This is a genomic window from Thalassovita sp., assembly GCF_963691685.1.
Taxonomy (GTDB): Bacteria; Pseudomonadota; Alphaproteobacteria; order Rhodobacterales; family Rhodobacteraceae; genus Thalassobius.
This window is the reverse complement of sequence record NZ_OY829290.1, coordinates 3,662,080-3,683,524: the sequence shown is the minus strand read 5'-3', so window position 1 is coordinate 3,683,524 and position 21,445 is coordinate 3,662,080. Positions and strand designations below refer to the sequence as shown.

Annotated in this window: 19 protein-coding genes and 2 riboswitches; of the genes, 9 read left to right on the top strand and 10 right to left on the bottom strand. The window is 60.8% G+C overall.

What is annotated here, in order from left to right:
- Window positions 1-22: 22 nt before the first annotated feature.
- The 3 genes from ACORLH_RS17650 to argH form a co-directional block, all read right to left on the bottom strand.
- Window positions 23-874, bottom strand: a complete 852-nt coding sequence (locus ACORLH_RS17650) for an EAL domain-containing protein (RefSeq protein WP_321829680.1) — start codon at window positions 872-874, stop codon at window positions 23-25.
- A gap of 190 nt (window positions 875-1,064) precedes the next feature.
- Entirely contained in the window at window positions 1,065-1,238 is a 174-nt protein-coding gene (locus ACORLH_RS17645; protein WP_165590043.1) for a hypothetical protein, read from the bottom strand.
- Window positions 1,235-2,626, bottom strand: a complete 1,392-nt coding sequence (gene argH, locus ACORLH_RS17640; protein WP_321829679.1) for an argininosuccinate lyase — start codon at window positions 2,624-2,626, stop codon at window positions 1,235-1,237. The genes ACORLH_RS17645 and argH overlap by 4 nt, the downstream gene beginning before the upstream one ends.
- 22 nt (window positions 2,627-2,648) lie before the next feature.
- Between argH and ACORLH_RS17635 the strand changes: the two genes are divergently transcribed.
- The 3 genes from ACORLH_RS17635 to ACORLH_RS17625 all read left to right on the top strand — a co-directional run bounded on the left by ACORLH_RS17635 (window position 2,649) and on the right by ACORLH_RS17625 (window position 7,260).
- Window positions 2,649-3,212, top strand: coding sequence for a TlpA disulfide reductase family protein (locus ACORLH_RS17635; protein WP_058245050.1), 564 nt, complete (start codon window positions 2,649-2,651; stop codon window positions 3,210-3,212).
- A gap of 121 nt (window positions 3,213-3,333) precedes the next feature.
- Complete coding sequence (gene lysA, locus ACORLH_RS17630) at window positions 3,334-4,599, top strand: diaminopimelate decarboxylase (protein ID WP_321829678.1); 1,266 nt, start codon at window positions 3,334-3,336, stop codon at window positions 4,597-4,599.
- Window positions 4,600-4,632: 33 nt separating this feature from the next.
- On the top strand, window positions 4,633-7,260 hold the full coding sequence (locus ACORLH_RS17625; protein ID WP_321829677.1) for a TIGR02302 family protein: 2,628 nt from the start codon (window positions 4,633-4,635) through the stop codon (window positions 7,258-7,260).
- 42 nt (window positions 7,261-7,302) lie between these two features.
- Here the strand turns inward: ACORLH_RS17625 and ACORLH_RS17620 are convergent, their stop codons facing one another.
- Entirely contained in the window at window positions 7,303-8,583 is a 1,281-nt protein-coding gene (locus tag ACORLH_RS17620; protein ID WP_321829676.1) for a HAMP domain-containing sensor histidine kinase, read from the bottom strand.
- Window positions 8,584-8,777: 194 nt separating this feature from the next.
- Window positions 8,778-10,367, bottom strand: coding sequence for a 2-isopropylmalate synthase (locus ACORLH_RS17615; protein WP_321829675.1), 1,590 nt, complete (start codon window positions 10,365-10,367; stop codon window positions 8,778-8,780).
- A gap of 282 nt (window positions 10,368-10,649) precedes the next feature.
- Here ACORLH_RS17615 and ACORLH_RS17610 point away from each other — a divergent pair, with 282 nt between their 5' ends.
- Window positions 10,650-11,315, top strand: a complete 666-nt coding sequence (locus ACORLH_RS17610) for an SDR family NAD(P)-dependent oxidoreductase (RefSeq protein WP_321829674.1) — start codon at window positions 10,650-10,652, stop codon at window positions 11,313-11,315.
- 26 nt (window positions 11,316-11,341) lie between these two features.
- Here ACORLH_RS17610 and ACORLH_RS17605 read toward each other — a convergent pair whose 3' ends face one another.
- A complete protein-coding gene (locus ACORLH_RS17605; RefSeq protein WP_058245044.1) occupies window positions 11,342-11,719 on the bottom strand; it encodes a winged helix-turn-helix transcriptional regulator in 378 nt (125 codons plus the stop codon).
- A 181-nt stretch (window positions 11,720-11,900) separates the two neighbouring features.
- Between ACORLH_RS17605 and ACORLH_RS17600 the strand changes: the two genes are divergently transcribed.
- Complete coding sequence (locus tag ACORLH_RS17600; RefSeq protein WP_321829673.1) at window positions 11,901-12,665, top strand: nuclear transport factor 2 family protein; 765 nt, start codon at window positions 11,901-11,903, stop codon at window positions 12,663-12,665.
- Window positions 12,666-12,754: 89 nt separating this feature from the next.
- Here ACORLH_RS17600 and ACORLH_RS17595 read toward each other — a convergent pair whose 3' ends face one another.
- On the bottom strand, window positions 12,755-14,197 hold the full coding sequence (locus tag ACORLH_RS17595) for a 2-isopropylmalate synthase (RefSeq protein WP_321829672.1): 1,443 nt from the start codon (window positions 14,195-14,197) through the stop codon (window positions 12,755-12,757).
- 154 nt (window positions 14,198-14,351) lie between these two features.
- Here ACORLH_RS17595 and ACORLH_RS17590 point away from each other — a divergent pair, with 154 nt between their 5' ends.
- The gene (locus ACORLH_RS17590; protein WP_321829671.1) at window positions 14,352-16,016 is read left to right on the top strand and encodes an NAD+ synthase; all 1,665 of its coding nucleotides are present in this window, start codon (window positions 14,352-14,354) and stop codon (window positions 16,014-16,016) included.
- Between the two features lie 203 nt (window positions 16,017-16,219).
- A complete protein-coding gene (locus ACORLH_RS17585; RefSeq protein ID WP_321829670.1) occupies window positions 16,220-16,645 on the top strand; it encodes a DUF1801 domain-containing protein in 426 nt (141 codons plus the stop codon).
- 7 nt (window positions 16,646-16,652) lie between these two features.
- Here the strand turns inward: ACORLH_RS17585 and ACORLH_RS17580 are convergent, their stop codons facing one another.
- The gene (locus tag ACORLH_RS17580) at window positions 16,653-17,585 is read right to left on the bottom strand and encodes an MBL fold metallo-hydrolase (RefSeq protein ID WP_321829669.1); all 933 of its coding nucleotides are present in this window, start codon (window positions 17,583-17,585) and stop codon (window positions 16,653-16,655) included.
- 179 nt (window positions 17,586-17,764) lie between these two features.
- On the opposite strand from ACORLH_RS17580, the gene gltX reads away from it, so the two are divergent.
- Window positions 17,765-19,090, top strand: a complete 1,326-nt coding sequence (gltX, locus tag ACORLH_RS17575; RefSeq protein ID WP_321829668.1) for a glutamate--tRNA ligase — start codon at window positions 17,765-17,767, stop codon at window positions 19,088-19,090.
- Window positions 19,091-19,216: 126 nt separating this feature from the next.
- On the opposite strand, the gene ACORLH_RS17570 is transcribed toward gltX, so the two are convergent.
- Window positions 19,217-19,675 (bottom strand): cyclic nucleotide-binding/CBS domain-containing protein, encoded by a 459-nt coding sequence (locus tag ACORLH_RS17570; RefSeq protein WP_321829667.1) that lies wholly within the window; start codon window positions 19,673-19,675, stop codon window positions 19,217-19,219.
- Between the two features lie 325 nt (window positions 19,676-20,000).
- Window positions 20,001-20,621, bottom strand: coding sequence for a gamma-glutamylcyclotransferase family protein (locus ACORLH_RS17565; RefSeq protein WP_321829666.1), 621 nt, complete (start codon window positions 20,619-20,621; stop codon window positions 20,001-20,003).
- Window positions 20,622-20,713: 92 nt separating this feature from the next.
- Here ACORLH_RS17565 and ACORLH_RS17560 point away from each other — a divergent pair, with 92 nt between their 5' ends.
- Entirely contained in the window at window positions 20,714-21,160 is a 447-nt protein-coding gene (locus ACORLH_RS17560; protein WP_321829665.1) for an Rrf2 family transcriptional regulator, read from the top strand.
- Window positions 21,161-21,218: 58 nt separating this feature from the next.
- Window positions 21,219-21,307, top strand: a riboswitch (glycine riboswitch).
- A riboswitch (glycine riboswitch) is annotated at window positions 21,308-21,383 on the top strand. It abuts the riboswitch before it with no gap.
- Window positions 21,384-21,445: the final 62 nt, after the last annotated feature.

Below are 21,445 nucleotides of genomic sequence, written 5' to 3'. Positions count from 1 at the left end.
CAGCGCATTCCGTGGTGGAGGGTCAGGCGCGCGCTTTTTCGCGCTGGTCCTCATGCCAATGCTGATGCAGGCGCGGATAGCCGAAGTGATAGCCCTGCAGGCAGTGCAGTCCGGCGGCTGACAACCATTTGGCATCGGCTGGTTCTTCGATGCCCTCGGCAATCGTCATCATCTCAAATTGTTCTGAAATCATAACCATAGCGCGAACAAGGGCCTGATTGTCCGGCTGTGTGCTGACCCGGTGACAGAACTGGCGGTCAATCTTGACCATGTCGAAACGGAAGTCGCGCAGATAGCGGAACGCGGTGGCGCCAGCGCCGAAATCATCCAGGGCAAAGGCCAGATCCCGCCGCCGCATCTCAGCCATGAAACTGCGCACCAGTTCGGGCACCGTCATCGCCGAACTTTCGGTGATTTCCAGAATCAGCCGCGCCCCGGCGCTGGGATCCGCCCGCAGCCCCTCATCCAGAACCCGCAGCCATTTGGCGTAACCGATTGACCGCGCAGACATGTTGATCGACAGTCTGAGCCCCGGCACATTGGCCAGCGCCTGCAACCCCAGCCTGAGGGCGGTGCAATCAATCTCCCGCCCGAGGGTGCGGTCCTCCACCTGAGGCATGAACTGAGCGGCAGGAATTTCGCGGCCCGTGGCATCCAGAATGCGCACCAGCCCTTCGTAAAAGGCGATGTGATCCTGGCGCCTGCTTTCGACAATCGGCTGATAGGCCAGCAGCACCTCATCATGGCGCAGCGCATCTGCCACCATTTGCAACACGTCCCGGTCACGTTGCTGCACCGCATAGTTCAGCGGGCTGTCCATCCCGGCGGGAATATCAGCGGTTGGCGGCAGGCGGCGGGGCGGGGTGCCGGGCATGAGACGGATCCTCTGGTTCATCGGGGCGCCAGCGGCCCCATAGACCACAGGATGTCCGAACTTCCCTAACAGAGGGTTAAATTGCGCCCGTCACGCAGCCCGATACCAAAAACGAACTGGCCCAACCTTTTGCCAAGGTCGGGCCAGACAGGGCAGATTGCCCGGTTTCAAAAAGACTGTGGTCCAGGCGTCAGAGGCCGATCCCGATGGAGATCGGGCCCTTGCGGACCCCCACCCCGGCAGAGGTGGTGATTCCATTGGTGCCGATGTTGACCGAGGCCCCCGCCGTGGGTTTCACCGGTTCGCCATCGATGCCACAGGCCGCAAGGCTCAGCAGGCCAAGGGTAAGCAACAGAGGTTTCATTCCAGTTCTTTCTTCCAGCGTTTGATTTGTACCAGCACCTGTGCCGGTGCCGTGCCCCCATATGACATGCGCGAAGCGACCGAATTATCAACCCCCAACACGCCGAAGACCTCTTCGGTGATCTGGTCATTGACCGATTTCATGTCCTCCAGCGTCAGATCCGGCAGGTCGCAGCCTTTTTCCTCGGCCAGGGCCACCAGCGATCCGGTCACGTGGTGGGCGTCACGGAACGGCATGTTCAGCGCGCGCACACACCAGTCGGCCAGATCTGTCGCGGTTGAGAAGCCAGAGCCAGCCGCGGCAGCGAGCGAGTCTTTGTTGCCGGTCATATCGCTGACCATGCCGGTCATCGCCGCCAGTGACAGCAGGAAGTTGTCGGCGGCATCAAACACCTGCTCTTTGTCTTCCTGCATGTCCTTGGAATAAGTCAGCGGCAGGCCCTTCATCACGGTCATCAGCGCAACATTGGCGCCAAAGATCCGGCCCAGCTTGGCGCGCAACAGTTCAGCCGCGTCAGGGTTACGTTTCTGCGGCATGATGGATGAGCCGGTGGACCATTTGTCCGACATGGTGACAAAGCGGAACTGCGCCGAGGACCAGATCACCAGCTCTTCGGCAAAGCGGGAAAGGTGCATGGCACAGATCGAGGCGTTCGACAGGAACTCCAACGCGAAATCACGATCCGCCACCGCATCCAGCGAGTTTGCCGCCGGACGGTCAAACCCAAGCGCTGCCGCCGTCATGTGGCGATCAATCGGGAAGGAGGTGCCGGCCAGTGCTGCCGCACCCAGGGGCGATTCGTTCATCCGGGCGCGGGCATCTTTGAAACGGCTCAGGTCCCGGCCCAGCATTTCGACATAGGCCATCATATGGTGGCCCCAGGTCACCGGCTGGGCGGTCTGCAGGTGGGTGAAACCGGGCATCACCCAGTTGTAGCCCGCTTCGGCCTGACCGATCAGCGCCTTCATCAGCGCCTCAATCCCTTCGATCGACGCATCAATCTGATCGCGCACCCAGAGTTTGAAGTCAGTGGCCACCTGATCGTTGCGCGACCGCGCGGTGTGCAGACGGCCTGCAGGCTCACCCACGATTTCCTTCAAACGTGCCTCAACATTCATGTGGATGTCTTCCAGCGCGGTGGAAAACTGGAAGGTGCCGCTTTCAATCTCTGACAAGACCGTGAGCAGACCTTCCCGAATGACCTCAGCATCGCTATCAGTAATGATGCCTGTGGCGGCCAGCATGGCGGCATGGGCCCTGGAACCTTCGATGTCCTGTTTGGCCATGCGCTGGTCGTACCCGATCGAGGCGTTGATCGCCTCCATGATCGCGTCCGGTCCGGCAGCGAAACGGCCGCCCCACATCTGGTTCGAGGATTTGTCACTCATGGTCTGCCCCTTGGGAGGAAAAATGCGAAAGTTTGTTGCCACAACCCTTTATACGGCCTTGATGCTTGGTGCAAATGGCGCTGCCGCCGCCGATATGGAGGCGTTGCGCGAGATGCGCGAAGGCGACATGAAGAAGCTGATCCTGCATGATGCGGCGAAGGATCTGAAATCAGATGCCTTTGAAACCGTGGAGGGCGCCCCCATCGCACTGGCCGATTACCGCGGCAAATATGTGCTGGTGAACTTCTGGGCCACATGGTGTGCCCCCTGCCGCGCGGAAATGCCGGCGCTGGATGCACTGAATGCTGAATTTGGCGGCGACGCCTTTGAGGTGGTGACCATCGCCACCGGCCGCAATCCGGTGCCATCGATGAAGAAATTCTTTGCCGATGCCGGGATCGAAACCCTGCCGCTGCATCGCGACCCTAAGCAGAAGCTGGCCCGCAACATGGCCGTGATCGGCCTGCCGCTTTCGGTTCTGATTGACCCTGAGGGGCGCGAGATTGGCCGCCTGATCGGTGATGCGGAATGGCATGACGACAATGCGCGCCTGCTGATTTCGACCCTGATTGGTGCTGAAGGCTAACCAAACGGCGCGACGTCTCCCGTTGCCCGGGGGACGCTGCCATTGTGTTGATACGATTGCCACGTTGATCCGATAGCGCGATCTGCTATGACCTCTGCGATCAAGACGGAAGGGCAGATAGATGGATCATTTCCTGTATCGTGACGGTGTTTTGCATGCCGAGGATGTGCCGGTGGCTGAGATTGCCGCCAAGGTCGGCACGCCGTTCTACTGCTATTCCACAGCAACGCTTCTGCGCCACTTCCGCCTGTTTGATGAGGCGCTGGCGGGCATGGACCATCTGGTCTGCTACGCGATGAAAGCGGCCTCCAATCAAGCGGTCCTGAAAACGCTGGCGCAGGCCGGTGCCGGTATGGATGTGGTTTCGGGGGGCGAATACGCCCGCGCCATTGCCGCTGGCGTGCCAGGGGACAAAATCGTCTTCTCCGGCGTTGGCAAAACCCATGAGGAGATCCGCGCCGCACTCAGCACCGGGATCCGCCAGTTCAACGTCGAATCCGAGCCCGAGATGGAGGTCATCAATGAGGTGGCGCTGTCGCTGGGCAAGGTGGCACCGATCACCGTACGCGTGAACCCGGATGTGGACGCCAAAACCCACGCGAAGATCGCCACGGGCAAATCCGAAAACAAATTCGGCATCCCAATCGCCCGCGCCCGCGAGGTCTATGCCCGCGCGGCTGCCCTGCCGGGTCTGCAGGTTGTTGGCATCGATGTGCATATCGGCAGTCAGCTGACCGATCTGGAACCCTTCCGCCTGGCCTATCGCAAAGTGGCCGACCTGACCGAGGCGCTGCGCAGTGACGGCCATGACATTCACCGTCTGGATCTGGGCGGCGGATTGGGCATTCCTTACACCCGTTCAAACGAAGCCCCGCCGCTGCCGGTCGAATATGGCGCGATGATCAAAGAAGAGCTGGGCCATCTGGGTTGTGAGATTGAGATTGAACCGGGCCGCCTGATCGCGGGCAACGCCGGGATCATGGTCTCCAAGGTGATCTATGTGAAATCCGGCGAAGGGCGCGATTTCCTTATTCTGGATGGTGCGATGAACGATCTGCTGCGCCCGGCGATGTATGAGGCCCATCATGACATCGTCTCGGTCAATGAACCGGCGCCCGGCATTGAACAGCAGCCCTATGACATCGTCGGTCCGGTCTGCGAAACCGGTGACACCTTTGCCAAGGAACGCATGATGGCGCCGCTGGCCCCCGGTGATCTGGTCGCCTTCCGTTCAGCCGGGGCCTACGGCGCTGTCATGGCCAGCGAATACAACACCCGGCCCCTGATCCCTGAGGTTTTGGTGCACGAAGATCAATTTGCCGTCATTCGGGAACGACCAACGTTTGACGAGATGCTGAAACGCGATACCATCCCAGAGTGGCTCTGACGCGATCCCCGCGCAGCGCCGCGGGGAAAGGTCATGTCAGACACGCAGGAAACCCGGAACCACGCTGAACCACCCAAGCCCGCGCCGCCCAAGGCGCGGCTGCCGTTGTGGTCGATTCGGCTGACCTGGCTGGGGATGCTGTCAGAAAACCTGGCGCGGGCCTTCTGGCCGCTGTGGACGGCGGTCTTTCTTGGCTTGGCGGCGCTGCTGCTTGGCGCGCAGGACTTGCTGCCGCCCTCATTGATCCTTGGAACCTACGCCGTCTTTGGCGCGCTGATCCTCTTTGGCCTGTTGCGCGGGCTGTGGATGTTCCGCCTGCCCGCTGCAGGCGCGGCCTTGGCGCGGGTGGATGAAACCCTCAATGGGCGCCCGATTCAGGCGGTGTTGGATCAGCAGGCCATCGGCGCCAGCGATCCCGCCTCGCAGGCGCTCTGGGCGGCGCATCAGAAACGGATGGCTGATCGGATGGCCGATGCCCGGCCAGTGGCACCTGCGCCCGGCCTTGCCCGGCGCGATCCTTATGCGCTGCGCTACCATGCGATGCTGCTGCTCGGGATTGGTCTGGTTTTCGGCAGCCTAGCCCGCGTCTCTGAGGTGGATCCGCTGAGCGGTGCCGCGCAGGCGCTGACCGCAGGCCCTTCCTGGGAGGGCTGGATTGAGGCACCGGGCTACACCGGCCTGCCCACCCGCTACCTGGCCGATCAGAAAGAGGACCTGCTGGAGGTTGCCGAAGGCAGCCGGTTGATCCTGCGTCTTTATGGTGAGGTCGGTGCCCTGAAGGTGGCCGAAACCATCAGCACCCCCAGCCCGGAGGCCCAAGACCCCGCCGCCCCCGAACAAAGCTTTGCCATCACCCAAAACGGCGCCCTGACCATCGAAGGCGAGGGCGGCCGCAGTTGGGTTGTGGTGATCCAGCCTGATATGGCCCCGCGTGTTGCAGTGACCGCGATGCCCGAAACCTCTTACGAGGGGCAAATGAGCCTAGGGTATGAGGCCGTGGATGACTACGGCATCCAGATGGGGGAGGCTGAGGTTACGCTGGATCTGGCCGCCGTGGATCGCCGCTACGGTCTGGCGCTGCCACCGGAACCACGCGACACGCTGATGAGTGATCTGCCGCTGCCCATTGCCGGTGCCCGTGATGACTTCGAAGAGGTCTGGATTGAGGATTTTTCGAAACACCCATGGGCGCATCTGCCGGTCAGCATTTCCCTGCGGGTTCAGGACGCTGCCGGGCAAGAAGGCATTGCCGATGTGTTGCAGATCCCGCTTCCGGCGCGCCGCTTCTTTGACCCGCTTGCCGCGGCCGTGATCGAACAGCGGCGTGACCTTCTGTGGAACCGGGAAAATGCCCCCCGTGTGGCCATGGTCATGCGCGCCATCAGTTGGCAGCCTGAGGATCGCCTGTTCCGTGACGAGGGCACCTACCTGCAATTCCGCACCATCCTGCGCCGCCTTGAGGCCGCGCTGCCGACAGGGCTGGCGGATGACACCCGCGATGAACTGGCTGAGGCGCTGTGGAACCTCGCCGTGCAGCTGGAAGACGGCGACATCGATGATGCGCTGGAACGCATGCAATCGGCGCAGGAACGCCTGTCCGAGGCGATGCGCAACGGTGCCAGCGACGAAGAGATCGCCCAGCTGATGCAGGAATTGCGCGACGCCACGCAGGATTATCTGCGGCAACTGTCGCGTCAGGCGCAGCAAGAGCAGCAGGACATGGATGAGTTCGAGCGCGCGGAAAATGAAAACAGCATGCAGATGGATATGAACGATCTGCAGGCGATGATGGACCGCATTCAGGAGTTGATGGAGCAAGGCCGCATGGCCGAGGCGCAGCAGGCGCTGGAAGAGCTGCAACAGCTGATGGAAAACATGCAGGTCACCCAAGGTCAGGGCCAGAACTCGCCCGGGCAGCAGGCGATGGAGGATCTGGCAGAAACCCTGCGCGATCAGCAGGGGCTTTCGGATCAGGCCTTCCGCGACCTGCAGGAACAGTTCAACCCCAATGCCAATCAGGGTCAGTCGCAGCAGAACGAAGGCCGCAATGGCGGTCAGGGACGCGGCCAGAGCCATGAGGGCCAGAACGGACAGGGCCAGGACGGGGATGGCCCCGGTGGTCAGCCTGGTGAAAGCGGTGAAGAGGGCCAAGGCGGTCAACCCGACCAGGGCAGCCTTGCCGAACGGCAAGAGGCCTTGCGCCAGGAATTGAACCGCCAGCTGGGCAATTTGCCCGGGCAGGGCAGTGAGGCCGGCAATGCCGCCCGCGATGCCCTGAGGCAGGCCGAGCGGGCGATGGAAGGCGCCGAACAGTCGCTGCGGGAAAACGATCTGGCGGGCGCTATTGATCAACAGGCCGAAGCGATGGACCAGCTGCGTGAAGGCATGCGCAATCTTGGCGAAGCACTGGCCGAGCAGCAGCGTCAGCAGCAGCCCGGTCAGGGACAGGCCGAAGGCAACACCGCCGGTGCGCAGCGTGACCCACTGGGCCGAAATCCCGGGGCCGGTGGGGCGCTTAACGGTGATGAAAACATGCTTCAGGGCGAAGATGTCTATCGCCGCGCCCGTGAGTTGCTGGATGAGATCCGCCGCCGCTCAGGCGAAGGGGCACGGCCGCAGGAAGAGCTGGACTATCTGAAACGTCTGCTGGAACGGTTCTGATCGCGCTAACCGCACCGACCGCACCATCCGCGCCGGGACAAGTCAGGCCGCGGGCACCTCGATCCAGACATGGGTGCCATCTGACGGCTCCCGCTCCAGCCCGATTTCGCCGTGCATCGCGTGCACATAAGACCGCGCAATGGTCAGCCCCACACCGCCGCCGGATTTGGTGCCATAGGTCTGTTCCAACCGCTCATAGGGTTTGAAGGCCGCGCGGTGGTTCTGTTTTGGAATGCCCGGACCGGTGTCACTGACCATCAGCCGCACAGCGCCGCTTTTGCCATCACGGATCTGCAACCGGACGGAGCCCTGACAGGGCGTATAGGTCAGCGCATTGTCAAAGATCTGCGCGATCACCTCAGTGAACATGGCTGGATCGACGATCACCTTGTGATGGTTGGACTTGCTGATTTCGACGCTGATCTCTTTGCGATCGATTTTGTCGCGGAACCGTTCAATCACCGGATCAATCAGGCTCAGCGGATCCGCCGGGCTGAGATCGGGATCGACATTGCCGGCTGTGATGCGTGCATAAGCCATGCTTTTTTCCGTCAGCGACAACAGGTCAGTGCCGGAATCCGCCACGATCTTGGCCAGGCGTTTGATGTCTGGCGTGGCCTTGGGGTGATGCTCCAACAGATCCGCGGCCCCGAGCACAGCGCTAAGAGGCGTGCGCATTTCGTGGCTCATTGAGCGCAGAAAAGCGGTCTTGGCGCGGTTGGCGCGTTCCTCGGCCCGTAGCGCACGGCGCAGGGCGCGGGAATAGTTCTGGGTCACCCGGTCGTAATAGAAGAACTCCATCATCACGAAGGCAAACACCATGATGGAATGGCTGTAGCCAAACAGCGCGGTGATTTGCGGATCCAGCTCAAAATAGGCGCCATTGCCGTAGTTGGTGACCATCAGCATGATCCACAGCACCATCGGCAGAGCACAGAAATAGGCCATCATCGGACGGTTTTCGCGCCAGGACATCACGATGAACGGCAGTCCGATAAAGGCTAGCAGGAACATCGACATGTTGCTGTTTTGTGGCAGGAAGAAGCTGGAGAGGAAGATCGCCAGATTGACCGACGTCAGCATCACGAACCGCGCCAGCGTGTGCCGCCCGATATGATGCAGCCAGGCCGCAGCCCCCAATGCCCCCACCGCGCCAGAGGCGATCAGGGCAGTGTTGTAGCTGGCAAATATGAGGTTGGATAAGACCGAATAAAGCGACAGCAGCGCCAGGATCAGCAAGACCGAATAGGATGTACGCACCTGTCGGCGGAACCGCCGGGGGGCGGGGAAGAGCGGGCTCTTGCCGATATTTAGGTACTTCATCAACGTCCGGTTTCTCGCAAACAGGTTGGCCGGGGGGACGATTCCAAGACGGAAAAGCTGGCCTGATTACTGGAACCGAACCTGTTTACCATAAAAATGTCGACAATTGGGCGGGTACACACAAATGAAACACTGGAGAGCCCCGGCGGGTAGGTCCGGGGCTCTCTTTAGGAGTATGACGCTAGGGCAGCCGGTTAGTGCATGTCCTTGTAGTTGATTTCCTTGTTGTCGCCGCCGGGCGCAACTTTTTCGCGGCGCACGATCAGCCGGTTCAACGCGCTGATGTAGGCTTTGACGCTGGCCACCACAGTGTCGGTATCTGCTGACGAGCCGGTTGCGATGCGGCCATCTTCTTCGACGCGGACCGAAACGGTGGCCTGTGCATCGGTGCCTTCGGTCACGGCGTGCACCTGATAAAGCTGCAGGCGGGCGTTGTGGGGGTAAAGCATCTTCACCGCGTTGAACGCCGCATCCACCGGGCCGTCCCCGGTCGCATCGATGCTTTTCTCTTCGCCCTCAATGGTCAGGGTCAGCTCGGCCTCCTGCGGGCCGTCGGTGCCGCAGATCACCCGCAGGCGCTTCAACTGGATGGTATCAGCGTCGGCCTGACCGGCCTCGACCTGCACCAGCGCGATGATATCGTCGTCAAAGACCTCTTTCTTGCGGTCCGCCAGCTCCTTGAAGCGCACAAAAAGATCGTTCAGCTGATTGTCGGCCAGTTCAAAGCCCAACTCGGTCATCTTCGAACGCAGCGCCGCACGGCCCGAATGTTTGCCAAGCGGCAGCGAGGTGCCGGCGATGCCCACATCTTCGGGACGCATAATCTCAAACGTCTCAGCGTTCTTCAGCATGCCGTCCTGGTGGATGCCGCTTTCATGGGCAAAGGCGTTCTTGCCGACAATCGCCTTGTTGAACTGCACGTTAAAGCCGGACACCGCCGCCACACGGCGCGAGATGCCCATGATCTTGGTGGTGTCGATGCCGGTGGCATAGGGCATGGTGTCATTGCGGACCTTGAGGGCCATCACAACCTCTTCCAGTGCAGTGTTACCAGCACGTTCGCCCAAACCGTTGATGGTGCATTCGATCTGACGCGCCCCGGCCTCAACCGCCGCCAGCGAGTTGGCGGTCGCCATGCCAAGGTCATTGTGACAATGGGTGGCAAAGATCACCTCATCCGCTCCCGGTACATTGGCGCGGATCTTGGCGATCAGGTCAGCGCTTTCACGCGGGATGGTGTAGCCCACGGTGTCCGGGATGTTGATGGTGGTGGCCCCGGCCTTGATCGCAATCTCGATCACCCGGAACAAGTAGTCATGTTCGGTGCGCAGCGCATCCATCGGCGACCACTGCACATTGTCACACAGGTTGCGCGCATGGGTCACGGTTTCATGGATCTTCTCGGCCATCTCATCCTTGGTGAGGTTGGGGATGGCGCGGTGCAGCGGAGAGGTGCCGATAAAGGTGTGAATGCGCGGCTGGGCGGCGTGTTTCACCGCTTCAAAGCAACGGTCGATGTCCTTGAAGTTGGCGCGCGACAGGCCGCAGATCACCGAGTTCTTGGAGCGCTGGGCGATCTCTTTCACCGCGTTGAAGTCACCTTCCGAGGCGATCGGGAAACCGGCCTCAATGATGTCCACGCCCATATCGTCCAGCATCTCGGCAATTTCGAGCTTTTCATCATGGGTCATGGTGGCGCCGGGGCTTTGTTCGCCATCGCGGAGCGTGGTGTCAAAGATCAATACGTGATCTTGCGCGGGGGATGTGGTCGCGGAATCGGTCATGTCAGGTCTCTTATGTAATTACGTGCGTAAGCCGGTGGTTTGGTTTTGCGGGTTTGGGCGCGAAACAGGCACATCCTCTGAGCGGTCGCGCCAAAACGGCACGCTCAGAGGCGGCTTAGCAGTAGGATGAGGGCAGCCGAAACGCCCGCGCAGCCAGCGCGGTGGTCGGTCGAAATGATATGGCCCTTCATCGTCATGGGGCGAAGTTATAACCGGCTTATTTGAAATGAAAAGTCAGAATCTGACCTTGGCGCGCAAGAAACGACCGCTAGGTCACCGCTTATGGAACAAGCATTGGTAATCGGCGCGTCGGGCGGTATCGGCGCAGCAATGGTGGCAGAGTTGCAGGCAAGGGGCGTGTCCGTCACGGCCCTGTCACGCTCCGTCGATGGGTTGGATGTGACGGATGAGGCCTCAGTCAGCGCGCATCTTGGCGCCTTACAGGGGCCCTATAATCTGATTTTTGTCGCCACCGGGGCGCTGCACGGGGCCGGGCAACCACCGGAAAAAACCCTCAAGGCGCTGGACCCGGCGGCGATGGCGGATCAGTTCGCGATTAACTGTCTGGGGCCTGCGATGGTCTTGAAACATGCGCTGCCGCTGTTGCCGCGTCAGGGCAGGGCGGTTTTCGCCGCGCTGTCGGCCCGCGTTGGCTCCATCGGCGACAACCGTCTTGGCGGCTGGATCAGCTACCGCAGTGCCAAGGCGGCGCTCAATCAGGTGATCCACACCGCCGCGATCGAGCTGGCCCGCAGCCACAAGGGCGTCATCTGCGCCGCCCTGCATCCGGGCACTGTGGCCACATCTTTCACTGAAAACTACGCCGCCCGTCACGCCACCGTGCCACCGGCCCAATCGGCGGCAAACCTTTTGCAGGTGATGGAGGCACTGCGCCCCGAGGACAGCGGCGGGTTCTTCGATTGGCAGGGCACGCGGGTGGAATGGTGAGCCGCCACTTGGAGCGGAACCGGCGCCTATTTGGCGTTGGCCCGGTCATATTCCATACGGGTTTGCCGCACCGGATCCATCTGATCATGTGACCAGAACACCAGCGGTTTCAGCAGCTCCAGCAGGCTGCGCCCGCGCGGCGTCAGCTCATAAGACACGGCCACCGGCGGGCCGGGATCGACCGTGCGCGTCAGATAACCATCGCGCTGCAATCCGCGCAGGTTCTCGGTCAGCACGCTTTGGGTCACATCGCCAATACAGCGTTTCAGATCGCCAAACCGTTTCGGCTCATCCTCCAGCGCCAGAATGACGATCATCCGCCACTTGCCGGTCACATTGGACAGTACGGATCGGATGCAGCAGTTCGAAGCCTCGGCCTTATTGGCAACGCCAATGGGTAGCATGATCATTCCTAGTAGTGATTCACAACTTACCTCTACAGTAACGAAGCCCCCGCACCTCAACAAGTCCTGCATACACAAGCAGGTAGGGTTCAACATACCAGGTCACTTTAAGGTACGTAATTGCTATGTGGTATGAATTTGATACCACGTAGTCACAACCTACGAATCAGAGGACCACACCATGGCCATCAAAGAACTTGTCATCGCCCTTTTCACCGCCGCTTTCGTCGATCACGATCCCGAAGCCGCCCGTCAGCTGGTGACGCCCGACTACATTCAGCACAATCCGCAGGTGCCGACCGGGGCTGATGGGCTGGCAGGGCTTATTCCGCTGGTGGCGCAGTCTGGCATGAAGGTGAAAACCCACCGCGTCCTGTCCGAAGGTGATCTGGTTGTGCTGCACAGCACCTTTGAAAACGCCGATGCTTTCGGCGCCCCGACCCTCGCCGCATTTGACATTTTCCGGGTGGAGGATGGCAAGGTCGCCGAACATTGGGACAATCTGCAGCCGGTGCCAGAAACCACCGTTTCCGGCCGCGGCATGACCGATGGCGCCACTGGGATCACCGATCTGGATAAAACCGAGGCGAACAAGGCGCTGGTCCTGGGCTTTGTGCGCGACGTTCTGGGCGGTGCCGCCCCGGAAAAAGCGCCGCTCTATTCTGAGGTCTATATGCAGCACAATCCCAACCTCGCCGACGGGATCGACGGGCTGATCGCAGGCACCAAAGCCTGGGCCGATCAGGGCTTTGTCATCACCAAATTTGACCCGCAGATCGTCGTGGCTGAGGGCAACTTTGTCTTTGTCGCCTCCGACGCCGTTGTCAGCGGCCAGCCCTGGGCCTTCTTTGATCTCTGGCGTGTCGAAGACGGCAAGATCGTCGAACACTGGGACGTCGTCGCCCCCACTCCCGCCGAAATGGTTCATGAAAACGGCAAGTTCTGAGCGGGCCGTCGCCCCAATTGGAATGAAGGATCTGAACCAAAACAAAAGCCCCGGCAGGACCGGGGCTTTTCTAAGTCTTGTCGGGCGTCTTAGTTGCCCGAAGGCGCCGCGTCGTTGTTCAGGGCGCCGTTTTCCCAGGTGCCGCTGGCCTCTTGCCCGGTGGCGTAGCGCATGGTGCCCTGGCCTGAGCGTTTACCGTTTTCAAAGGCGCCCTCATAGCTGTCGCCATTCGGGTAGGTGGCAATGCCGTTGCCTGAGATTTCGCCGGCTTTCCACTGACCATTGTAGCGGAAGCCATCCGGCATGGTCAGCTCGCCCACACCTTCGCGCTGACCGGCAACAAAGTCGCCATTGTAAAGCGTGCCGTCCGCATAGGTGGCCTGCCCCTTGCCGTGGCGCTGTCCTTCCAGCCAATCGCCCTCGTAGCGGTAGCCATCGGGGTAGGTCATGATGCCAAACCCGTGGTTCTGCGCGTTGATGAAGCTGCCCTCATAGGTCAGCCCGTTGGGGTAGGTCGCCTTGCCCTGGCCATCGATCACACCGGCCTTCCAGTCGCCTTCATAGGTGGCGCCATCGGGGTAGGTGATCTTGCCGATCCCATCGGCCAGTCCGGCGCGGAACTGTCCGGCATAGGTTGACCCATCGGGGTAGGTCACGGTGCCGTCACCCTCGATCTGGCCGGCGACCCAGGCGCCGACATAGCGATAGCCATCCGCGCCGTTAAAGGTGCCCTGACCGTCGCGCTTGTCTTCCTGGAACATGCCCTCATAGGTGTCGCCATTGGCGTAGGTGACTTTGCCCTGACCTTCCCGGCGGCCGCCCACCAGCATGCCCTCATAGACATCGCCATTGGGCTGGGTCAGCTTGCCCTTGCCGTTGATCTGGCCGTCTTTCCACAGACCGGTGTAGACCAGCCCGTCCGGCATGGTCAGCGTGCCCTGACCTTCGCGCGCACCACGGGCGACAGCGCCTTCGTAGATGGCGCCATCGGGATAGGTGATCTTGCCAAAGCCCTCTTTAACGCCGCTCACCCAATCGCCGTTGTACACATAGCCGCCCGGGCTCTGCATCCGGCCGCGGCCATGGTGCATCGCATCCTGAAAGCCGCCCTCATAGCGCACGCCGTTGGCATAGGTCGCTACGCCCTGGCCTGAGATTTTGCCCTCAACCCAGTCGCCCTCATAGGTGCCCCCATCGGTGAAGACGATCTTGCCCAGCCCGTGCGGTTTGCCTTTCTCAAAGGCGCCCTCATAGACCGATCCATTGGGGAAGCGGGCCACGCCCAGGCCCTTAATCTCACCCTCAACCCACGCGCCGGTGTATTCATAGCCATTGGGCAACCGGTAGGTGCCGGTGCCATGCTGCAAACCACCCTTGAAGGTGCCTTCATAGACACCGCCGTCATCAAATTGCTTGGTGAGGACATCACTGTCCTGTGCCTGGCCTGCACCGGCCACACCTGTCACCGCCAGTCCGGCCACCAGTGCCACCCGCGCGACTGCTGCCGCCTGTTTATTGTGCTTTTTCGCCATGTTAATTCCTGAGCCCCAGGTCCCCGTTCCCTCTGAAACATGCAAAAACCTAGGCGAGGAATGCCGATCAGGCAACGGCTTTCCTGCAAATCGGCTTTCCCTTGCCGGGTGATCTGTTACATCACAGGGGTGACGCCAAAGAGGAGCGCAGCAATTGGCCGATACATTTCGACTGACACTGGCCCAGCTGAACCCGGTGATGGGGGATCTGGAGGGCAACGCCGCCAAGGCAAAAGAGGCTTGGGCTGAGGCCAAAACCGCAGGCAGCCAATTGCTGGCCCTGCCGGAAATGTTCCTGCTGGGCTATAACGCGCAGGATCTGGTGATGAAACCCGCGCTGCAGGCCCGCGCCTATGAGCTGATGGGCGCGCTGGCGGTAGACTGTGCAGACGGCCCCGCCATCGCAATCGGCGGCCCGCTGGCCGAAGGCGGCCAGCTGTTCAACGCCTACTACATCCTGTCAGGCGGCAAGATCGCCCATATCCGGCGCAAACATCACCTGCCCAATTACACCGTCTTTGACGAAGAGCGCCTGTTTGATCACGGCCCGCTGGAAGGGCCCTATGACATCGACGGGGTGCGCATCGGCTCCCCGATCTGCGAAGATGCTTGGTTTGAGGATGTCTCGGAAACGCTGGAGGAAACCGGGGCTGAGTTCCTGCTGGTGCCCAACGGCTCGCCTTACTATCGCGGCAAGTTCGAACGCCGGATGAACCATATGGTGGCCCGCGTGGTCGAAACCGGCTTGCCGCTGATCTACCTCAACATGGTGGGCGGTCAGGACGATCAGGTCTTTGACGGCGGCTCGTTCATTCTGAACCCGGGCGGCAAGCTGGCGCTGCAATTGCCGCTGTTTGATGAGGCGCTGGCCCATGTCACGCTGAGGCGCACCGAGGGTGGCTGGATGGCCGAAGACGGCCCCAAAGCCAGCCTGCCGGATGAGATGGAACAGGATTATCGCTGCATGGTGCAATCGCTGCGCGACTACTGTGGCAAATCCGGCTTCCAGAAGGTGCTGCTGGGGCTCTCCGGCGGGATCGACAGTGCGATTGTTGCGACCATCGCCGCTGACGCGCTGGGCGCTGAAAACGTGCGCTGCGTAATGCTGCCGTCGGAATATACCTCGCAGGGCTCGCTCGAGGATGCTGAGGCGCTGGCGAAAAACCTTGGCTGCCACTACGACTACGTGCCGATCTCTGAAAGCCGTCAGGCGGTGACAAATACTCTGGCGCCGCTTTTTGCCGGCCGGGATGAGGACCTGACCGAGGAAAACATCCAATCCCGCCTGCGCGGCCTGCTGCTGATGGCGCTCAGCAACAAGTTTGGTGAAATGCTGCTGACCACCGGCAACAAATCCGAGGTCGCGGTCGGCTATGCCACGATCTACGGCGATATGAACGGCGGCTACAATCCGATCAAGGATATGTACAAAACCCGCGTCTTTGACGTCTGCCGCTGGCGCAATGCCAATCACCGCAACTGGATGGCGGGGCCTGAGGGCACGGTGATCCCGGTGTCGATCATCGACAAACCCCCAAGCGCCGAGCTGCGCCCCGATCAAAAAGACGAAGACAGCCTGCCGCCCTATGAGATCCTCGATGGGATCCTGACCATGCTGGTGGATGAGGAAGCCTCAGTCGCCGATTGCGTGGCCGCGGGCTATGAACGCGACACCGTAAAACGGGTGGAACATCTGCTGTTGATCAGCGAATACAAACGCTTCCAATCTGCGCCGGGCACCCGGCTCTCGCGCAAAGCCTTCTGGCTGGACCGCCGCTACCCGATCGTCAACCGCTGGCGCGACCCCAGCGGCGCCTGATCCAACCCGTACCCAAATTGTGCGCCCCTGATCGGGGCGCGCTGGATATCTCGGGCCTGATGGCCCTCGGGTTGCCTCCGGCGGGAGTATTTGGGGAACGCTGAAACAGGCTTTCACTGTTTCAAAAATACTCACTGCGCAGCCTATCCGCCCGCGCGGCGCATGTGGCTTGATCCCAGCATATCTCTGCGTCAGCATGGGACATGGCCAATAAAACCCAACCCCATGATCTGAACCCGCGTGATTTCCTTGCGACTGTGGAACCTGTGAAACGGCGTGAAGATGGCTTGGTTCTGCTGGACCTGTTCCCGCGCGTCACCGGATTCCCGCCCGTCATGTGGGGGGCGTCGATCATTGGCTATGGCCGCTATCATTACCGGTATCAGTCGGGGCGTGAGGGTGATTTCCTGGCCACCGGGTTCAGCCCGCGCAAGGCGAACCTGTCGATCTATATCATGCCGGGCTATCAGGATTACTCAGAAATCCTAAACCGGTTGGGCAAACACAAGCTGGGCAAGTCCTGCCTCTATGTGAACAAGCTGGCGGATATTGATCTGGAGGTTCTGGCGGAGTTGATCCGGACTGGGCTGCAGGATCTGGACCGGATCTGGCCGGTCCAGCCTGCGTGAGCCACTGTCAGAGCATGTGCTGATAGCTGGCTGCGGTGTAGTGGAAACCGTCGCCGCGGGGTTCGACATAGCCCATGCCGGGGAAGGGCATGTGGTAGCCGATAAAGGGCACGCGGTCTGCGGCCAGCATCGACAACACCTTGCGGCGGGTCTGGGCGGCAGCGGCTTTGTCCATGTCAAAACGCACCTCCCAATCGGGGTAGCCCAGCGACCAGACATAGTGGTTGGCAAAATCCGCCGCGATCAGCAGCTGTTTGCCACCAGACTCCAGCATATAGGTCATATGGCCCGGTGTATGGCCAAAGGCTGCCATCGCGGTGATGCCCGAGGCCGGGCTGTCGCCATCGCCGATCATCGCCATCTGTTCGGCCAGCGGGCGCACGTTGCCTTCGAAGCGTTCGTTTTCAGCCCCGGCCCAGTGGTCAAATTCGGTCGATCCGGTCACATAGCGGGCATTGGGGAAGGTGGCGACGCCATCGGTCAGCAGGCCACCGATATGATCGCCATGCATATGGGTGATCACCACCACATCCACCTGATCCGGCGTATAGCCAGCGGCGGTGACAGCGGCAGCGATGCCCGCACCATTGAGGCCGGTGTCAAACAGCACCAGCTCACTGCCGGTGTTGACGATGGTGGGGGTGAAGAAAAACTGCGCCTTATCGGTGGGGATGTTCGCCATGTCCGAGGCTTGGGCAAAGTCCGCGGCACTGACGTTCATGCCAAAGATCTTTTGCGGCTCTTCCACGGTGCGGGTGCCGGCCAGGAGGGTTGTGACCTCCATCTCGCCCAGCTTGAAACGGTTGAATTTGGGCGTCGCGGCGCCCAGCATTTCAGCTGCGGCAAACGCAGGCGAGGGGGACAGCGCGCCTGCAACGGGCAGGGCGGCGCCGGCCAGCAACAGATGGCGGCGCGAAATATACGGGGACGTCAGGGGCATTTGGGGTTCCTCCACAGATCAGCGGGTCAAGATCAATGGCTCAGGAGGGTAGGCGGCGCGGCGCAACAGTCCCGTGCTTTCACGCTTTCGTGATAACCAGTGCGCACCCCTTGGAAACGCAGCCCCAACTGGACAAATCGCACAACCTGTGACATGTGGCCCAGCAACAGGAGATCACGATGACCGTTACCCGTTTTGCCCCTTCGCCAACAGGCTACATCCATGTTGGCAACCTGCGCACCGCGCTGATGAACTATCTGATCGCCAAAAAGGCGGGCGGCAAGTTCATTCTGCGCATCGATGACACCGACCCGGAGCGGTCGAAGGAAGAGTATGTCGACCAGATCCAACGCGATCTGGAATGGCTGGGGCTGGAGTGGGACGTGATGGAGCGCCAGTCGCTGCGTCTGGACCGCTATGCCGAAGCGGCTGACAAGCTGCGTGAGATGGGCCGCTTCTATGAGGCGTTTGAAACCCCGACTGAGCTGGACCTGAAGCGCAAGAAACAGCTGAACATGGGCAAGCCGCCGGTTTATGACCGCGCCGCGCTGGCCCTGTCGGACGATGAGAAAGACGCCCTGCGCGCGGAGCGTGGCAATGGCGTGTGGCGCTTCAAGCTGGACCATCAGCGGATTGAATGGACCGATGGTGTTCTGGGCGACATCTCGATTGATGCGGCCTCGGTGTCTGATCCGGTGCTGATCCGGGCTGATGGTCAGGTGCTCTACACCATTGCCTCGATCGTGGATGACACTGAAATGGGTGTGACCAATGTTGTGCGTGGCTCCGACCATGTGACCAACACCGCGACCCAAATCCAGATGATCCAGGCGCTGGGCGGCACGGTTCCGGCCTTTGCCCACCATTCGCTGCTGACCGGCCCGCAGGGTGAGGCGCTGTCAAAACGTCTGGGCACTTTGGCGATCAAGGATCTGCGCGAACAGGGGGTGGAGCCGCTGGCGCTGCTCAGCCAAATGGCGCGTCTGGGCTCCTCTGATCCGGTCGAACTGCGGTCCTCGATGGCGGAACTGGCAGAAGGCTTTGACATCAACAAATTCGGCTCCGCGCCGACCAAGTTTGATGTGCAGGATCTGTTCCCGCTGACCGGGCATTATCTGCAGACCCTGCCGTTTGACGCGGTGAAGGATGAGATTGCCGAAATCGGTGTGCCGGCGGATCTGGCGGAACAGTTCTGGACCGTGACCCGTGACAACATCACCGTGCGCGGTGACCTCAAAGGCTGGTGGACCCTGTTCAGCGAAGGTGCAGAGCCTGAGATCGCGGATGAGGACAAGGAATTCATTGCCGAGGCAATGAAACTGCTGCCCGAAGGCCCGTTTGACGGGGACACCTGGAAAAGCTGGACCATGGCCGTGAAAGAGGCCACTGGCCGCAAAGGCAAAGGTCTGTTCATGCCGCTGCGCAAGGCGCTGACCGGTCAGGGCCATGGGCCCGACATGGGCGATGTGATGCCGCTGCTGCAGGTGGTCAAGGCGCGCGGCTAACGCGCCCACTGGCCTAAGACCCGCTGGCCTAAGAAACGCAAAACCCCCGCGATCTGCATCGCGGGGGTTTTTCTTTGCGGCCACTGGGCGAAGTTTGGGGGGAGTGCCCCGTAGCGCTAAATCGGATCAGACGCGCTCAGCGACCTGCAGTTCAGTGTCTTGAACGATGCCGGCCAGGCCGAAGTTCTGCACGGCCAGGGTCGACAGCTCGGTCACCACTTCGCGCATGCAGATCATGCCAATGACCACACCGTTTTCAACAACCGGCAGGTTGCGGATCTGGTTCTGCATCATCACCGCGATGGCCACCACGATGGTGTCATCGGATTTGGCAACGATGGGATCCGGGGTCATTACCTCACGGATCGCGGTGCGAACGGTTTTGCGTTTGCCACCAATGCAGCGGCGCACGATGTCACGCTCGGAGATCACGCCAACCAGGGTGCCGTTGTCATCAATGACCGGCAGCGCGCCCAGTTTGCGGTTTGTCATGATTTTACAGGCCTGACGGGCCATGTCGTCGGGCGACACACAGAAAAGGCGACGTTTGCGAATAATCTGCGAGACGGTTCTTAGTTTCTTCATGTTTCCCCCTTCGAGAGCTTTCTCTAGTTGTCCGATCTGCGTCATTGGTAAAAAGCCCTCGTGAAACGTTACAAAAATACATGTGACCCTAAGCGGCAGCGTTGGATCGTTTTTCCCAGTATGAAGAACGGCCGGAAACGGCCCCATTTAACCCCGTCAAAACGGAGGGGAGGCGCTCTCTTTAGGGGGTATTCGGGCGGAATTTGCGGAACAAAAGCGGGAAATTGGCCGAATTGTTCACGTCTTGGCGGGTTTTTATCGCAGCCCCGGCCCTAAGATGGGGCGGGGAATGCGTGGTTTTAGCGCTTAAATGAGACGCAGATCCTCAGCTGCGGCCACCAAACTGCAGGGCGGCTTCAAATTCCGCCAGTTCGGTGCCCTCCAGATGCATTGGTGTGGCCCCGACCAGCACCAGCATCTGATCCACCAGACTGCGCTCTTTTGCATTCAGCACCTGATGGCGGGGGTAGTAAGGCGCGGCGCGGTCATCCAGGATCGGCGCGTCCCAGCCGTCTGTGGTGGCAAAGAAGTCAGCAACGCCGTCTGCGCCAAATTCCTGCAGATAGCCCTGCACCACCACATCAAGGTAGCTCAGCAGAACCGGATGGCGGCGATCCGGGGCGCCATGTTTGCCCTCAGGGATCGCATAAATCGCCACTTCGGGACGTGCCGGCAGCGGGTGATCCAGCGCCTCAGTCAACGCCACCCGGTCATAGGCAAATTCGCGTTCGTCCAGCGCCGCCCAGTCATTGCCCGGCACCCCAGCAATCAGCCCTTCAATGGCGCTGTCGGGCGCGGGTACCCCGGTCAAAAAGGCAATCGGACGCAGTGCAGTATGGCGCCAGGCCCGCCGCCAGCCCTGCACTTTGGCGCGATGGGCATCCTCATAGACGTGGGTTTTGCGGTTCACGAGGGAGCCGTAGCCAAAGAAAAATGCATTTGCCATGCAGGAAATCACCCCAATCTTGATCCATATCAATCCCTCACAGGCCTGTGAGGTGCATGGTGCAGGCCTCAGCTGCTGCGAGGTCTAAACCCATGCGTATTACCAAACGAACCAACATTGCGATCCGTATTCTGATGTTTTGCGCCGCCAATGACGGTCGCTTGGTGACAAAATCGGAAATCGCCGACAGGTGCAATGCCTCGGAAAACCATTTGGCGCAGGTCATCAATCAATTGGGTCAGCTGGGCTTCCTGCGCACGCAACGCGGTCGCAACGGCGGGCTGATGCTGGGCCGCAAGGCCGCGGAGATTCGCATCGGCGATGTGTTTCGTTCGCTGGAGGCCTCGGTGCCGCTGGCGGAGTGTTTTGCCGATGTCGACAACACCTGTCCGCTGGTCGAGGCCTGCCGCCTGCGGCTGGCCCTGGCAGATGCCGCCGAGGCGTTTTTTGCCCATCTTGATGAGGTCTCCCTCGAATCGCTGGTGTGCGGCAATGACCGCCTGCTGGAGATCCTCAGCCCCGCAACTTGTCGCGCCTGATCGGCAATCTGTCGCATTGAGACCCTTGCTCTGAAAATCCGACTAGGATAATCACCCTGTCAACTGATCGGGAGAACTGGCCGCGTGCCAGTGCCGAAGGAGCAACCGCCCCGGAAACTCTCAGGCCAAAGGGACCGATCAGGGCTGACTACTCTGGAGAGAGGCGCGAAAACGCGTCCGCCGAAGGGATAACGATCTCAGGCACCGTGACAGAGGGGGCATCAGTGGCGCGGCTTCGCTGCGTCTGAATGATGCCGGACGGGGAACTCCAAATTCCGACCCGGT

Bases quoted from the DNA above. Each gene is read 5' to 3' on its own strand.
- ACORLH_RS17560 (WP_321829665.1), top strand. From the start codon at position 20,714: ATGCGTATTACCAAACGAACCAACATTGCGATCCGTATTCTGATGTTT.
- ACORLH_RS17650 (WP_321829680.1), bottom strand. From the start codon at position 874: ATGCCCGGCACCCCGCCCCGCCGCCTGCCGCCAACCGCTGATATTCCC.
- ACORLH_RS17635 (WP_058245050.1), top strand. From the start codon at position 2,649: ATGCGAAAGTTTGTTGCCACAACCCTTTATACGGCCTTGATGCTTGGT.
- ACORLH_RS17615 (WP_321829675.1), bottom strand. From the start codon at position 10,367: ATGACCGATTCCGCGACCACATCCCCCGCGCAAGATCACGTATTGATC.
- ACORLH_RS17605 (WP_058245044.1), bottom strand. From the start codon at position 11,719: ATGCTACCCATTGGCGTTGCCAATAAGGCCGAGGCTTCGAACTGCTGC.
- ACORLH_RS17610 (WP_321829674.1), top strand. From the start codon at position 10,650: ATGGAACAAGCATTGGTAATCGGCGCGTCGGGCGGTATCGGCGCAGCA.
- ACORLH_RS17580 (WP_321829669.1), bottom strand. From the start codon at position 17,585: ATGCCCCTGACGTCCCCGTATATTTCGCGCCGCCATCTGTTGCTGGCC.
- ACORLH_RS17595 (WP_321829672.1), bottom strand. From the start codon at position 14,197: ATGGCGAAAAAGCACAATAAACAGGCGGCAGCAGTCGCGCGGGTGGCA.
- ACORLH_RS17625 (WP_321829677.1), top strand. From the start codon at position 4,633: ATGTCAGACACGCAGGAAACCCGGAACCACGCTGAACCACCCAAGCCC.
- ACORLH_RS17565 (WP_321829666.1), bottom strand. From the start codon at position 20,621: ATGGCAAATGCATTTTTCTTTGGCTACGGCTCCCTCGTGAACCGCAAA.
- ACORLH_RS17620 (WP_321829676.1), bottom strand. From the start codon at position 8,583: ATGAAGTACCTAAATATCGGCAAGAGCCCGCTCTTCCCCGCCCCCCGG.
- gltX (WP_321829668.1), top strand. From the start codon at position 17,765: ATGACCGTTACCCGTTTTGCCCCTTCGCCAACAGGCTACATCCATGTT.
- ACORLH_RS17600 (WP_321829673.1), top strand. From the start codon at position 11,901: ATGGCCATCAAAGAACTTGTCATCGCCCTTTTCACCGCCGCTTTCGTC.
- lysA (WP_321829678.1), top strand. From the start codon at position 3,334: ATGGATCATTTCCTGTATCGTGACGGTGTTTTGCATGCCGAGGATGTG.
- ACORLH_RS17570 (WP_321829667.1), bottom strand. From the start codon at position 19,675: ATGAAGAAACTAAGAACCGTCTCGCAGATTATTCGCAAACGTCGCCTT.
- ACORLH_RS17645 (WP_165590043.1), bottom strand. From the start codon at position 1,238: ATGAAACCTCTGTTGCTTACCCTTGGCCTGCTGAGCCTTGCGGCCTGT.
- ACORLH_RS17585 (WP_321829670.1), top strand. From the start codon at position 16,220: ATGGCCAATAAAACCCAACCCCATGATCTGAACCCGCGTGATTTCCTT.
- argH (WP_321829679.1), bottom strand. From the start codon at position 2,626: ATGAGTGACAAATCCTCGAACCAGATGTGGGGCGGCCGTTTCGCTGCC.